This window comes from Rhizobium sp. T1470, from assembly GCF_042140505.1.
Classification (GTDB): Bacteria; Pseudomonadota; Alphaproteobacteria; order Rhizobiales; family Rhizobiaceae; genus Rhizobium; species Rhizobium favelukesii.
The window spans coordinates 392,015-405,972 of the sequence record NZ_CP148091.1 but is presented as its reverse complement, the minus strand read 5'-3'; the positions used below and the strand labels follow the sequence as shown (position 1 = coordinate 405,972).

Sequence of the window (13,958 nt, the reverse complement as noted above, 5' to 3'; positions counted from 1 at the left end):
CCGATGACCTATGATCCCGCCGGTGCAAATCCGCTTTCCGACAATCCGCTGAAGACGCGCGAGGACGTGTCGCGTGCGCTTCACAATCTCTTCGATCCGCTGCTGCCCTACTTCTCGGCAGGGAATGCGCGCGTACGCCTCGACGGCGCGGCGGCCCATTTCGACCGTGCGGCGGCGGACCTCGAAGGCTTTGCGCGGCCGCTCTGGGGATTGGCGCCGCTCGGGGCCGGCGGCGGCGAGTTTGCGGAGTGGCATCGCTTTGCCGAAGGCATCGCCAATGGCACGGACCCGAAGCATCCGGAATATTGGGGAACGGTCAACGGCCGTGACCAGCGCATGGTGGAGCTTGCGGCGCTCGGCTTTGCGCTGGCGCTCGTGCCGGAGAAGGTATGGGAGCCGCTTGGCGGACGGGCGCGCGACAACGTCGTCGCCTATCTCAAGCATGCGCGACAGTTCGACTATGCCGACAACAACTGGAAATTCTTCCGCATCTTCGTCGACATCGCGCTCGACCGGGTCGGCGCCAACTTCGACCGCAGCCTGACACGGCAGTATCTCGAGGAGCTCGAGGGCTTTTATATCGGCGACGGATGGTACCGTGACGGCAACGTACGCCGCATCGACCATTACATCCCGTTCGCCATGCATTTCTACGGCCTGATCTATTCCAAGCTCGTCGATGACGACTACGCGAAGCGCTACCGCGAGCGCGCCCTGCTGTTTGCAAACGACTTCAGGCACTGGTTCGGCGCGGATGGGGCAACTATCCCGTTCGGCCGCAGCCTGACCTACCGCTTCGCATGTGCCGGCTTCTGGTCGGCGCTGGCCTTCGCCGACCTCGAAGCTCTGCCGTGGGGCGAGATCAAAAGCCTTTGCCTGCAGCACCTGCGCTGGTGGAAGGACAAGCCGATGACCAACCGCGACGGCATCCTTTCGATCGGTTTCGGCTATCCCAACCTGCTGATGTCGGAGAACTACAATTCGGCCGGTTCGCCTTATTGGGCCTTCAAGGCGTTCCTGCCGCTGGCACTCGCTGAAGACCACCCCTTCTGGACCGCCGAGGAAACGGCACCTGCGGAAGCGGCAAGAGTCCTGCCGCAGCGCCATCCCGGTATGGTGCTGATGCGCAATGGCGGCGACGTCGTGGCACTCTCCTCGGGCCAGGAGAACCTGCAGATGCGGTTCGGCACGGAGAAATACGCGAAATTCGCTTATTCCAGCCGCTACGGTTTCAGCGTCGAATCCGACGAACGCAACTTCGCGGGCGCGGCGCTCGATTCGACCCTCGCCTTCAGCGATGACGGTTTGCACTACCGGGTTCGCGAGACAAATCAGGAAGCCAAGCTTGCGGGCGACGTCCTCTACTCGAAGTGGTCGCCATTCCGTGACGTGGAGGTCGAAACCTGGCTGGTGCCGGCAGCGCACTGGCACGTCCGCGTCCACCGCATCAATACGCCGCGGCCGCTGCAGACCGCGGAAGGCGGCTTTGCGATCGCGCGCCGCGATTTCGAGCTCGATACACTGGTCGCGGAGGGCTCGAGCGCCTATGCGATCGGAGAAGCGGATTTCAGCGGCATTCTCGACATCGGCTCCCAAGTGCCGCGCACGGGCCTGACGCAGAAGGCGCCGCCGAATACCAACATGATTATCGCCAAGACGCTCGTGCCGCAGTTGCGCGCAGCAGTACCGGCAGGCCAGACGATCCTGATGACCGCTGTTATCGCCGCGAACGACAAAGGTATCGTGACCGGCGCCTGGACCACGCCGCCGCAGGCGCCTGACCTTGCCGAGCTCGAAGCGCTTGTCGCCAGCAAGGGCATCAGGGTCAGCGCGATCGAGGCGCCGGGGCAGATGCCATGACGCGCCTCTCCATCGCGCTTGCGATGCAGCCGTCACGGACCGAGCATGTCCTGACTGCCGAGACGCTGCGCCGGCTCGGCGAGCTCGGCCACCTTCTCGATCCCCAGCCGCTCCAAAGCTTCGACGACGATCGCGCCCGGCACATTCTCGCCGGCACTGATATTCTCATCACCGGTTGGGGATCGCCCTATGTCGGGCGCGAGGTCCTTGCAGCGGCTCCACGGCTGCGCCTGGTTGCGCATGCGGCCGGAACCGTCAAGGGGATCGTCGATGAGCAGATCTTCGATGCCGGCATTGCCGTAACGCATGCAGCCGAGGCAAATTCTGTCCCGGTTGCGGAATTTACGCTTGCGGCGATCATCTTCGCCGGCAAGCAGGTGTTGCGCTTCCGCGACCTCTACGTCGCTGACCGCAACCGCGACCGGACGCACCCGATGCAGCGGTTGGCGATCGGCAACTATCGCCGCACGGTCGGTATTGTCGGCGCCTCGCGCATCGGTCGACGGGTCATCGAGCTGCTGCGGCCATTCGAATACCGGATCCTCCTCTTCGATCCCACCGTCGACATTGCCGAGGCGAGCAGTCTTGGAACCGAGAAGGCGGATCTGCCGACGCTCATGAAGCAATCCGATATCGTCTCGCTGCACGCACCGTCGCTACCGTCGACATGTCATATGATCGGAGCCGAAGAGCTGTCGCTGATGAAAGATGGGGCCACGCTGATCAACACAGCACGCGGTGCACTGATCGACGAAGCCGCGCTGCTGAAGACGGTTGGCGCCGGACGGATTGACGCCATCATCGACGTGACGGACCCCGAGATACCGGAGGAGGCCTCGGCCTTCTACGACCTTCCCAATGTCTTCCTGACGCCGCATATCGCCGGTGCCGTGGGACTGGAGCGCGGACGGCTTGGGGATATGGCAGTCGATGAAATAGAGCGGTTCGTCAAAGGCGAACCGCTCCTCTATCAGATCCTGCGTCGCGATCTGGCACTCATCGCTTAGCCAGCCTTCAGACTTGCCGGTGCGCCGCCCGTGACGATCTCCGGCATCAGATCGGAGATCTTCACGACCTTGCCGCTGCGTGAGCTGCTCAGGGCGGCGATGCCGCACAGCACAGACATGGCACCGGCGCGCGTCCCGGCCCGCTGGCCGAGCTTGTCTTCCATGCCCTGCTTGAAGATCATGTTGCGCATCCGGTCGTCGCCACCGTAATGGCCGCCCGGTGAATGCGGCACGACGATCCGCTCGACGGTATCCTTTCCCTTCGGGAAATTGCGAACGAGCAGGATAGTGTCCTGATCCGGCGTTTCCCACGGTTGCTTCTCGTATTGCCGCAGCTCGATACGCCCGTGCGTGCCGTTGAACGCGATATGGTGGCCTTCGATCGGCTGGAAGGTGTTCAGCGAATAGGAGACATGGACGTCGTTCTTGAAGCGGATGCTGACGACCATGGTGTCGGGGATATCTATATCCTCGCGATAGACGCAGCCGTCGCGGAAGTAGCCGTCGATCTTCGACGGATCCTCGTACAGCGAATCGAGAAATGGATCGGCCTCGAGGTCGAGGAAGTAGTCGCACTCCCCCGTATGCGGACAGAGCTTGCAGCGCGGGCCGCGGAATGGCCCCTTGCGCCCGTAATTCTGGAGATCGGCAAAGGAGGTGACGGCATCCGGGTCGCTATCCAGATACCAGTTCAAGAGGTCGAAGTGGTGCGTCGCCTTGTGCACGAAGAGGCTGCCGGAATTTTCGGTATAGGCGTGCCAGCGGCGGAAATAGTCGGCACCATGCTTGGTGTCGAGATACCAGTGGAAGTCGACTGACGTGACGCGCCCGATCTCGCCGGCGTTCAGCAGTTCCTTGATCTTGGCGGCCGTCGGCGAATAGCGATAGTTGAAGGAGACATCCACCCGCTTGCCGGTGCGCTTCTCGGCATCGAGGATACGGCGGATCTTGTCGACCGCTGTGGTCATCGGCTTTTCCGTGATGACGTCGATGCCGGCCTCGAGCGCACGTACGACGATCTCGTCATGCGTATAGTCGGGCGTGCAGACGATGACGAGGTCGACCTGCTGTTCGGCGAGCATGGCGTCGATGTTTTCATAGATCGGCGCATTGCTGCCGATCATCGTTCGGGCGCGCTCGGCGCGCAGCGAATTGGTGTCGACGATCGCGACGAGATCCACATGCTCGCGCCAGCCGGCAAGCAGTTCCTTGCCCCACATGGTGGTGCCGCGGTTTCCCGTTCCAATCAAGGCAAAGCGACGTTTCTCCATCGTATGGTCCTCCTTCATGCGTCATGAAACGAACAGTGGTCCGGTGCCCAACAAGGTCGCGGCTCCCCAATCCGCGGGCCATATCAGGCTGTAACTAAACAGTTACCTGATGGAAGACACCGTCCACTGTCAATAGCCGATCGCGGATTTCGACGATCAGGCGGCGATCGATGCGAGCGTCACATGGACGATGTGCCGCTCCCAGGCATCGAGATTGCCCGGCTCGATCAAGTCGCGGCCGAAAATCGTCGAGAGCGTATACTGGTTGGAAAGATAGAAGTATCCGAGCGAGGCAATCGTCAGATAGACGTTCAGCGGATCTGCGTTTGCGATGAAAACGCCCGTCTTCTTGCCGCGCTCGAGCACGTCGGAAAGTTCTCCGATCAGATGCGAATGCAGTTCCTTGAGTCGAACGGACTGGCGCAGCCAGCGCGCACGATGAAGGTTCTCGGTTCCGAGCAGGCTGAGGAACTCAGGGTGTTTGAGAAAATAGCGCCAGGTAAACAGCGCCAACTCGCCAATTCCTTCCTGGGGCGTTTGATCACCGATATGGAGCTCCCGCTCGGCCGTGCGAATACCGACGTAGGCTTCCTCAAGGACGCGCAGGTACAGTTGTTCCTTATCGCCGAAATAGTGGTAGAGCATGCGTTTGTTGGTGCCGGCGCGCTCGGCGATCGCATCAACTCTTGCGCCGCCCATGCCGTTCTCGGCGAATTCCTTGGTCGCAGCCTCGAGAATTGCCGCACGGGTTCGTTCGGGATCGCGCTGCAAGGCACGCTCGGGCGATCGACGCCTTACTCTCTTCTTTTCCCTATTTCCGCCGGTGCCTTCCATCGGCCCACCTTTCTTATTTCCCCATTGCGCTCATAGTACGTTGAGAACAGATTGTAAAAAACGAGAAGCGTGAGGAGCACCGTCATATCAGCGCTTGACAGCCTCAACGCTTCTTCATAGCTTGTAACCAATTAGTTATTTGTTGCAAGAGAAACCAGCAAGGAGCGTGTGGAGGCGCTCCCCAAGGGAGGAGGAGAACAGATGACACTTCGGGTAAGCAGACGTAATTTCGTTGCGGGAGGAGCAACGCTTCTTTCGATGTCCGCACTTGGATCGAAGGCCTTTGCCGCCGATGCCCGCCTGCGGCTTCTGTGGTGGGGCTCGCAGCCGCGTGCCGACCGCACCAACAAGGTCTCGCAACTCTACCAGACGAAGAATGCGGGAACGTCGATCACCGGCGAATTCCTTGGATGGGGGGACTATTGGCCCCGCCTGGCAACACAGGTTGCCGGCCGCAATGCGCCCGACGTCATCCAGATGGACTACCGCTATATCGTCGAATATGCGCGGCGCGGCGCACTTGCCCCGCTCGAATCCTACATGCCGTCCAAGCTCAATCTTGGCGATTTCGATCCAGCGCAGATCGAGGGCGGCAGCGTCGACGGGCATTTCTACGGCGTCAGCCTCGGCGCCAACGCCGCATCAACGGTCTTGAATACGACCGCATTCCAGGAAGCCGGTGTCGACCTGCCGACGCAAGCAACCACCTGGGAGGAATTTGGCAAGATCGGCGCCGAGATCACCAAGGCCGGCAAGCGCAAGGGCTTCTTTGGTTTTGCCGATGGAAGCGGCAACGAACCGCTGCTGGAAAACTATCTCAGGCAGCGCGGCAAAGCGCTCTATACGGCCGATTCCAAGATCGCCTTCGGCGCCGAAGAGGCTTCCGAATGGTTCGACATGTGGAGCAAATTCCGCGAAGCGAGCGCCTGCGTACCGCCTGACGTTCAGGCGCTCTACAAGGACACGATCGACTCCAGCCCGCTCACCCTTGGTAAGGCCGCGGCCGACTACGCGCACAGCAACCAGTTTGTCGGCTTCCAGGCTATCAGCAAGGACAAGCTGGCGCTGACCAACTACATGCGCATCAAGCCGGATTCGAAGGGCGGCCACTATCGCAAGCCTTCGATGTTCTTCTCGGTGTCCTCGCAGTCGAAGGTGCTCGACCAGGCGGTCGACTACGTCAACTTCTTCGTCACCAACCCCGATGCGGCTCTGGCGCTCGACGTCGAACGCGGCATTCCCGAATCGAAGGCGATGCGCGACGTCGTGGCCGCCAAGCTCGACGAGACGGGCAAGGTCCCGCTCAACTACGTCAGCGGTCTCGGCGACCTCGCAGGCAAGCTGCCGCCGCCGCCACCTTCGGGCGCCGGTGAAGGCCAGGTGGTGCTGCGCACCATCGCCGAGCAGGTCGCTTTCGGCCAGCTTTCTGCCAGCGACGGCGGCAAGCAGCTGGTCGATGAGATCAGCCGCCTGCTCGCCAAAGGCTGACGCGAATGAGTGAAGTGATGCGCACGACCGCCTCGGACGCCATCAAGAGCGAATATGGGGCGGCGACCCAGGGGCGTTTCAAACGCCTCTGGACCGCCAATGCCCCAGGCTATCTCTTTCTCTTGCCGTGGCTGATCGGCTTTTTCGGGCTGACGCTCGGACCGGCCGTCATCTCGCTCTACCTCTCGTTCACGGATTTCGACATGATCCAGTCGGCCGAGTGGGTGGGAGCAGCAAACTACGTGCGCATTGCAACCGCCGACCCGAAATTTGCAGCGGCGATGAAGGTCACCCTGACTTATGTCGTGTTGTCAGTGCCCTTCAAGCTCACCTTCGCGCTGCTGGTCGCGATGGCGCTCAATAAAGGCGTTCGCGGCCTGCCGCTCTACCGCGCGATCTTCTACCTGCCGTCGCTGCTCGGCGGCAGCGTGGCGATTGCTGTCCTCTGGCGACAGCTCTTTGCCGGCGACGGTCTGGTCAATGCCGCGCTTGCGCATTTCGGGATCGAAGGCCCGAGCTGGATCTCTCACCCGAGCTACTCGATCTACACGCTGGTCGCGCTCAGCGTCTGGCAGTTCGGCTCGCCGATGATCATCTTCCTCGCCGGCCTGCGCCAGATTCCGACCGACATGTATGAGGCCGCCAGCCTCGATGGCGCATCCAAATTCCGGCAGTTCTACAAGATCACCCTGCCGCTATTGACGCCGGTGATCTTCTTCAACGCCGTCGTCCAGACGATCGACGCCTTCAAGGCCTTCACACCGGCCTTCATCATATCCGGCGGAACGGGCGGGCCGATCAACTCGACGCTGTTCTACACGCTTTATCTCTATCAGGAGGCTTTCGGAAACTTCCGCATGGGCTACGCTTCGGCGCTTGCCTGGATCCTCGTGCTGATCATCGCGATCTTCACGGCCTTCTCCTTCCTGACCTCGCGTTACTGGGTGCACTACGATGACTAACGGGATCACCACCGCCGTCACGGCGCCGCCATCCGACATCACCAAGCGCAGCCTTCCGGCGTCGCTTGCGATCCATACGCTGCTGATCTTAGGCTCGCTGCTGATGCTCTATCCGCTGCTGTGGATGGTGTCCGCCTCGGTTCGCCCGGAAAACGAGATCTTCTCGTCGACCTCGCTCATTCCGTCGTCGATTGACTTCTCCCCCTACCTGCGTGGTTGGACGGGGCTCGACATCACCTTCGGGCGCTTTTTCTGGAATTCGCTCGTCATTTCGGTCCTGACGGTCATCGGCAATGTCGTTGCCTGTTCGCTGGCAGCCTATGCCTTTGCGCGCCTGCACTTTGCTGGCCGGAACTTCTGGTTCGCGATCATGCTCGGCACGCTGATGATCCCATACCACGTGACGCTGATACCGCAGTATGTGCTGTTTCTCAATCTCGGCTGGGTGAACACCATCCTGCCGCTCGTGGTGCCGAAGTTCCTGGCAAGCGACGCCTTCTTCATTTTCCTGATGGTGCAGTTCTTCCGCGGCATTCCGCGCGAACTCGATGAAGCGGCGATGATGGACGGCTGCAGCGCCTGGCGCATCTACTGGAAGATCATGCTGCCGCTGTCGCTGCCGGTCCTGGCGACCGCCGCGATCTTCTCCTTCATCTGGACCTGGGACGATTTCTTCGGTCCGCTAATCTACCTCAATGACATGAACACCTACACGATCCAGCTCGGCCTGCGCACCTTCGTCGACTCGACCAGTGCATCGGACTGGGGCGGATTGTTCGCCATGTCGACGCTGACGCTGGTGCCGGTGTTCTTGTTCTTCCTATTCTTCCAGCGTCTGCTGATCGAAGGCATCGCCACGACAGGCATGAAGCGCTGATGCAGCTACGGGTACAGGTCATATGAGTATCAAGAGAGTTGCGATCGTGGGTTGCGGCATCGGCCGCTCCCACATCGTTGAAGGCTACGTGCCGCATCCCGACAAGTTCAAGGTCGTAGCGATCTGCGACCTGAACGAGGAGCGCCTGCGCGAGATCGGCGATGAGTTCGACATCGCCAAGCGCACGACCTCGTTTGCCGATGTGCTTGGCGACGAGAGCGTCGATATCGTCGACATCTGCACGCCGCCCGGCATCCACCTCGAGCAAGTGGTGGCGGCGCTGGCAGCCGGCAAGCACGTCATCTGCGAGAAGCCGCTGACCGGCTCGCTCTCGGGCGTCGACACGATCATGGAAGCGGAAAAGACGGCCAAAGGCACGCTGATGCCGATCTTCCAATATCGCTATGGCGACGGCATCGAGAAGGCGAAACGGATCATCGACGCCGGCATCGCCGGCAAGCCCTACATGGGCTCGGTCGAAACCTTCTGGCTGCGCACGCCCGAATACTATTCGGTTCCATGGCGCGGAAAATGGGCGACCGAGCTTGGTGGCGTGCTGGTGACCCACGCGTTGCACCTGCACGATATGCTGCTGCATCTGATGGGGCCGGTCTCGAAGGTGTTCGGCCGCGTTGCGACCCGCGTCAACGACATCGAGGTGGAGGACTGCGCCTCGGCGAGCCTGCTGATGAAGAACGGCGCCTTCGTGTCGCTCTCCTGCACGCTGGGCTCGCAGGAGCAGATCAGTCGCTTGCGGCTGCACTTTGAGAACGTGACCTTCGAGAGCAATCACGAGCCCTACTCGCCGGGTAGGGACCCTTGGAAGATCATCGTCCAGAATGATGATGTGCAGGCGCGCATCGACGCCGTCATCGGCAACTGGCAGCCGGTCGCACCGCGCTTCACCACGCAGATGGAGCATTTTCATACCTATCTCAGCGGCAACGGACCGCTGCCGGTGACGACCCAGGATGCGCGCCGCGCACTGGAACTCGTCACTGCGATCTATCAATCGTCCGATACCGGCCGCGAAGTCAGCCTGCCGATCGGATCGGACAGCCCCAAGTACGCCGACTGGCGTGCCCGCACGAAATAACGGACCAGGGAGGATCCTGAGATCATGGCAACAAGCGTCGTTCTCCAGAAAGTCGAGAAGCGCTACGGCGCCCTGGACGTCATCCACGGCATCGACCTGAAGATCGATCCCGGTGAGTTCGCGGTCTTCGTCGGCCCCTCCGGCTGCGGTAAGTCCACGCTGCTGCGCATGATAGCCGGGCTTGAAGAAATCACCGGCGGCGCGCTTCTGCTCGACAACGAGCGAATGAACGAGGTGGCGCCGGCCAAGCGCGGCATCGCGATGGTATTCCAATCCTATGCGCTTTATCCGCATATGTCGGTCTACAAGAATCTTGCCTTCGGGCTTGAGACGGCCGGCTACAAGAAGACCGAGATCCAGCCAAAGGTGAAACGCGCGGCTGAAATCCTCCAGATCGAGAAACTACTGGAACGCAAGCCGAAGGCGCTTTCCGGTGGCCAACGCCAGCGCGTGGCGATCGGCCGCGCGATCGTGCGCGAGCCGCGCATCTTCCTGTTCGACGAGCCACTTTCCAACCTCGACGCGGAATTGCGCGTGCAGATGCGCGTAGAGATTTCCCGTCTGCACCGCAGTCTCGGCAATACGATGATCTACGTCACCCACGACCAGGTGGAGGCCATGACCATGGCCGACAAGATCGTCGTGCTGAACGCAGGCCGCATCGAGCAGATCGGCGCGCCGCTCGACCTCTACAACAATCCGACCAACCGCTTCGTGGCAGGCTTCATCGGTAGCCCGAAGATGAACTTCCTACAGGCGCGCGTGGAGCAGCCCGGGGAGGCCGAGACGACCATCAACGTCTGCGGCAACTCCGTTCGCCTGCCTCGGCGGCTGAAGGCAGAAGCCGGCCAGAACGTCACCTTCGGCATTCGTCCGGAGCATCTTTCGGTCCTCGAGAACAGCGGCATCACGCTTGCGACCGTGAATATCGACCTCGTTGAAAACCTCGGCGGCGCAACCATGCTCTACGCGAAGACGCCGGACGGCCAGCAGATGACGATCGCGCTCGACGGACAGCAGAAGGTGGAGCGCGGGACGAACGTAAAGGCCTCCTTCGACCCGGCGCGGTGCCACGTCTTCGACGCATCAGGCGCCGCCATCTAGCGCGCTTGACAGCCGATCCCGCTCTGGCCATGATTTCAATAGGATAGGCCACGAAAGGGAAAAGCGTGACGCCTGAAGATCGGATTCATGCGCTCGGCATCTGGCAGGGTCCGATTGAAATTGTGCCGATCGCCGGCGGCATCACCAACCGGAACTATCTCGTGCGGGATCGTGCGGTGCGTCGCGTGGTCCGGCTGGGGGAAGATATCCCCGTTCACCATATCAGCCGCCAGAACGAGCTTGCCGCCAGCCAGGCCGCACATGCAGCGGGGCTTTCGCCGGCTGTTATCCATCATGCGCCGGGCGTGCTTGTTCTCGACTACATCGAGTCGAAGGCGCTTTTGCCTGACGACCTGCGACGCTCAGAGATGTTGGAGCGTGTCATACCGCTGGTGCGCGCCTGCCACCACGATATCGCCCGTGAATTTCGCGGCGCGGCGGCGATCTTCTGGGTCTTTCATGTCATTCGCGATTACATCGCCAATCTGGAAGCAGCCAACAGCCCCTATCGTCAACTTTTCCCGGACCTGCTGGCAAAGGCCGAACGGCTGGAAGCGGCTGGCGGTCCGTTCGAGATCGCCTTCGGTCATAACGACATGCTGGCCGCCAACTTTCTCGATGACGGCAAGCGCCTGTGGCTGATCGACTGGGACTATGCGGGCTTCAACACGCCACTCTTCGATCTGGGTGGCCTCGCCTCCAACAGCGAGTTCTCCATGGCGACTGAGCGGTTGATGCTCGAGACCTATTATCAGATGCCGCTGACTGGAGATCTCTGGCGGCGCTACCAAGCGATGAAATGCGCTTCGCTGTTGCGCGAGACACTTTGGAGCATGGTTTCGGAAAGCCACTCCACGATCGACTTCGATTACGCCGCCTACACGGCCGAGAACCTTGCGCGCTTCGAGCGCGCCTACGACGCTTTTGAACAGGATCGATAATATGACGAAGGAATTGCCAAAGACCGCCAAGGCGGTCGTTATCGGTGGCGGGATCATCGGCTGCTCGACGGCCTATCATCTCGGCAAGCTCGGCTGGACGGATACCGTGCTCCTGGAGCGCAAGAAGCTCACCTCCGGCACCACTTTCCATGCGGCCGGGCTCGTCGGCCAACTCCGCACCAGTGCCAACATCACCCAGCTGCTCGGCTATTCCGTCGATCTCTATAAGAGACTGGAGGTCGAGACGGAACTTGGCACCGGCTGGAAAATGAATGGCGGCCTGCGACTTGCCTGCAACGAGGAACGCTGGACCGAGGTCAAGCGACAGGCGACCACGGCTCAATCCTTCGGGCTCGAGATGCAACTGCTGACGCCGCTTGAGGCTTTCGATCTCTGGCCGCTGATGACCATCGACGATCTCGTCGGCGCGGCGTTCTTGCCGACCGACGGCCAGGCGAGCCCATCTGATATCACCCAGGCACTTGCCAAGGGTGCGCGCATGGCGGGCGTCTCGATTTTCGAGGATACCGAGGTGATCGATCTTGAGATCGACAAAGGCAAGATCCGCGCCGTCATCACCGCGCAAGGCCGCATCGAATGCGAGCGTGTCGTCGTCTGCGCTGGGCAGTGGACGCGCGCTTTCGCCGCCCGCTTCGGCGTCAACGTCCCGCTCGTCTCTGTCGAGCACCAGTACATCATCACCGAGTCCTTCGGCGTGCCGTCGAACCTGCCGACGCTGCGCGACCCCGACCGCCTGACCTATTACAAGGAGGAGGTCGGCGGCATCGTCATGGGAGGTTACGAACCCAACCCGATACCGTGGGCGAAAGCCGGGATTCCCGAGGGCTTCCACTACACACTGCTCGATAGCAATTTCGAGCATTTCGAGCAGATCATGGAACAGGCTCTCGGACGTGTCCCGGCGCTCGAAAACGTCGGCGTGAAACAGCTGCTGAACGGCCCGGAAAGCTTCACGCCTGACGGCAACTTCATTCTCGGCGAAGCACCGGAGTTGAAGAACTTCTTCGTCGGCGCCGGCTTCAATGCCTTCGGCATCGCGTCCGGCGGTGGCGCCGGCATGGCCCTCGCCGAATGGGTCGCTAACGGCGAACCGCCCTACGATCTCTGGCCGGTCGATATTCGCCGCTTCGGCCGCCCGCATTTCGATACCGATTGGGTGCGCACCCGCACGCTGGAAGCTTACGGCAAGCACTACACATTGGCTTTCCCCCTCGAAGAGTATTCAAGTGGCCGGCCCTGCCGTAAATCGCCGCTCTACGACCGGCTGAAGGCGCAAGGTGCTTGCTTCGGTGAAAAGCTTGGATGGGAGCGGCCCAACTGGTTTGCCGATCTCTTCGCCAACGAGGAGCCGAAGGATATCTACACCTATAGCCGCCAGAACTGGTTCGATGCCGTTGGCCGCGAGCACAAGGCAGTGCGCGAGGCGGCCGTCATCTTCGACCAGACATCGTTTGCCAAATTCGTGCTGAAGGGACGCGATGCCGAGGCGGCTCTGTCGTGGATCGCCTCCAACGATGTGACAAAACCGGTCGGCTCGCTGATCTATACGCAGATGCTGAACGACAAGGGCGGCATTGAGTGCGACCTCACCTGCGCCCGCATGGCCGACGACGAATACTACATCGTCACCGGCACCGGTTTCGCGACGCATGACTTCGATTGGATCGCACGCAATATTCCAGATGGAATGCATGCCGAACTCGTTGACGTCACCTCCGCCTATTCGGTGTTGTCGCTGATGGGACCAAACGCTCGCGCAGTGCTGGAGACGGTCACAAGCAACGACGTTTCCAACACTGCCTTCCCCTTCGGCCGCGTCAAGACCATCGGCATCGCCGGCTGCCCGGTACGGGCGCTGCGCATCACCTATGTCGGCGAGCTCGGCTACGAACTGCATGTGCCGGTCGAATACGCAACAACCGTCTATGACGCGCTGATGGCGGCGGGCGGTCCGTTGCAGCTCATGAATGCCGGCTACCGCGCCATCGAAAGCTGCCGCCTAGAGAAGGGCTATCGCGCCTGGGGCTCCGATATCGGGCCGGATCATACGCCCATCGAGGCCGGGCTTGGCTGGGCGGTGAAGACCAGAAAGACCACACCGTTTCGCGGCCGCGAGGCGATCGAGCGGCAGTTGGCTTCGGGCGTCAAGAAGATGTTTGCATGCTTCGTACCAGAGGACACAGATGTCGTTCTGCTCGGCCGCGAGACCATCTATCGCGACGGCAAGCGTGTCGGCTGGCTATCCAGCGGCGGCTTCGGTTACACGATCGGCAAGCCGATCGGCTACGGCTATGTCCGCAATCCGGAAGGCGTGACCGAAGACTTCGTGCTGTCCGGCCGCTACGAACTTGACGTGGCGCGCGAGCGCGTGCCCTGCCGGGCATCGCTCGAGCCCCTCTACGATCCTGAGATGGCCCGCGCAAAGGCGTGACAAGGCAATAGAAGGACGGCCTAAGACTCGAATTGCTGTGCTTGTCACAAGAATCCAGCCGACGCA

Annotated in this window: 11 protein-coding genes; 9 read left to right on the top strand and 2 right to left on the bottom strand. The window is 61.3% G+C overall.

From position 1 onward, the window contains the following. Nucleotides 1–3 precede the first annotated feature (3 nt). Both WGT02_RS01970 and WGT02_RS01965 read left to right on the top strand, forming a co-directional pair. A complete protein-coding gene (locus WGT02_RS01970) occupies nucleotides 4–1,860 on the top strand; it encodes a DUF2264 domain-containing protein (protein ID WP_208249321.1) in 1,857 nt (618 codons plus the stop codon). After that, the gene (locus WGT02_RS01965; RefSeq protein ID WP_208249323.1) at nucleotides 1,857–2,867 is read left to right on the top strand and encodes a hydroxyacid dehydrogenase; all 1,011 of its coding nucleotides are present in this window, start codon (nucleotides 1,857–1,859) and stop codon (nucleotides 2,865–2,867) included. The genes WGT02_RS01970 and WGT02_RS01965 overlap by 4 nt, the downstream gene beginning before the upstream one ends. On the opposite strand, the gene WGT02_RS01960 is transcribed toward WGT02_RS01965, so the two are convergent. Further along, nucleotides 2,864–4,138, bottom strand: a complete 1,275-nt coding sequence (locus tag WGT02_RS01960) for a Gfo/Idh/MocA family protein (RefSeq protein ID WP_208249325.1) — start codon at nucleotides 4,136–4,138, stop codon at nucleotides 2,864–2,866. The two genes, WGT02_RS01965 and WGT02_RS01960, sit on opposite strands and share 4 nt — an antisense overlap. 156 nt (nucleotides 4,139–4,294) lie before the next feature. Continuing rightward, nucleotides 4,295–4,972 (bottom strand): TetR/AcrR family transcriptional regulator, encoded by a 678-nt coding sequence (locus WGT02_RS01955; protein ID WP_024313377.1) that lies wholly within the window; start codon nucleotides 4,970–4,972, stop codon nucleotides 4,295–4,297. A gap of 201 nt (nucleotides 4,973–5,173) precedes the next feature. On the opposite strand from WGT02_RS01955, the gene WGT02_RS01950 reads away from it, so the two are divergent. The 7 genes from WGT02_RS01950 (at nucleotide 5,174) to WGT02_RS01920 (ending at nucleotide 13,892) form a co-directional block, all read left to right on the top strand. Beyond that, a complete protein-coding gene (locus WGT02_RS01950; protein WP_024313376.1) occupies nucleotides 5,174–6,460 on the top strand; it encodes an ABC transporter substrate-binding protein in 1,287 nt (428 codons plus the stop codon). Between the two features lie 5 nt (nucleotides 6,461–6,465). After that, nucleotides 6,466–7,422 carry a carbohydrate ABC transporter permease gene (locus WGT02_RS01945; RefSeq protein ID WP_024313375.1) on the top strand — a complete coding sequence of 319 codons (957 nt, stop codon included), beginning with the start codon at nucleotides 6,466–6,468 and terminating at the stop codon, nucleotides 7,420–7,422. Then, complete coding sequence (locus WGT02_RS01940) at nucleotides 7,415–8,299, top strand: carbohydrate ABC transporter permease (protein ID WP_024313374.1); 885 nt, start codon at nucleotides 7,415–7,417, stop codon at nucleotides 8,297–8,299. Before WGT02_RS01945 ends, WGT02_RS01940 begins: the two co-directional genes overlap by 8 nt. 22 nt (nucleotides 8,300–8,321) lie before the next feature. Next, a complete protein-coding gene (locus tag WGT02_RS01935; RefSeq protein WP_024313373.1) occupies nucleotides 8,322–9,395 on the top strand; it encodes a Gfo/Idh/MocA family protein in 1,074 nt (357 codons plus the stop codon). A gap of 24 nt (nucleotides 9,396–9,419) precedes the next feature. After that, nucleotides 9,420–10,499, top strand: coding sequence for an ABC transporter ATP-binding protein (locus WGT02_RS01930; RefSeq protein WP_024313372.1), 1,080 nt, complete (start codon nucleotides 9,420–9,422; stop codon nucleotides 10,497–10,499). A 65-nt stretch (nucleotides 10,500–10,564) separates the two neighbouring features. Beyond that, on the top strand, nucleotides 10,565–11,440 hold the full coding sequence (locus WGT02_RS01925) for a phosphotransferase (RefSeq protein WP_208249327.1): 876 nt from the start codon (nucleotides 10,565–10,567) through the stop codon (nucleotides 11,438–11,440). 1 nt (nucleotide 11,441) lies between these two features. After that, a complete protein-coding gene (locus WGT02_RS01920) occupies nucleotides 11,442–13,892 on the top strand; it encodes an FAD-dependent oxidoreductase (protein ID WP_208249329.1) in 2,451 nt (816 codons plus the stop codon). The last annotated feature ends 66 nt before the right edge of the window (nucleotides 13,893–13,958 follow it).

What these genes read in the sequence shown, in the direction of transcription:
- WGT02_RS01970 (WP_208249321.1), top strand. Translation starts at nt 4, where the DNA reads ATGACCTATGATCCCGCCGGTGCAAATCCGCTTTCCGACAATCCGCTG.
- WGT02_RS01965 (WP_208249323.1), top strand. Translation starts at nt 1,857, where the DNA reads ATGACGCGCCTCTCCATCGCGCTTGCGATGCAGCCGTCACGGACCGAG.
- WGT02_RS01960 (WP_208249325.1), bottom strand. Translation starts at nt 4,138, where the DNA reads ATGGAGAAACGTCGCTTTGCCTTGATTGGAACGGGAAACCGCGGCACC.
- WGT02_RS01955 (WP_024313377.1), bottom strand. Translation starts at nt 4,972, where the DNA reads ATGGAAGGCACCGGCGGAAATAGGGAAAAGAAGAGAGTAAGGCGTCGA.
- WGT02_RS01950 (WP_024313376.1), top strand. Translation starts at nt 5,174, where the DNA reads ATGACACTTCGGGTAAGCAGACGTAATTTCGTTGCGGGAGGAGCAACG.
- WGT02_RS01945 (WP_024313375.1), top strand. Translation starts at nt 6,466, where the DNA reads ATGAGTGAAGTGATGCGCACGACCGCCTCGGACGCCATCAAGAGCGAA.
- WGT02_RS01940 (WP_024313374.1), top strand. Translation starts at nt 7,415, where the DNA reads ATGACTAACGGGATCACCACCGCCGTCACGGCGCCGCCATCCGACATC.
- WGT02_RS01935 (WP_024313373.1), top strand. Translation starts at nt 8,322, where the DNA reads ATGAGTATCAAGAGAGTTGCGATCGTGGGTTGCGGCATCGGCCGCTCC.
- WGT02_RS01930 (WP_024313372.1), top strand. Translation starts at nt 9,420, where the DNA reads ATGGCAACAAGCGTCGTTCTCCAGAAAGTCGAGAAGCGCTACGGCGCC.
- WGT02_RS01920 (WP_208249329.1), top strand. Translation starts at nt 11,442, where the DNA reads ATGACGAAGGAATTGCCAAAGACCGCCAAGGCGGTCGTTATCGGTGGC.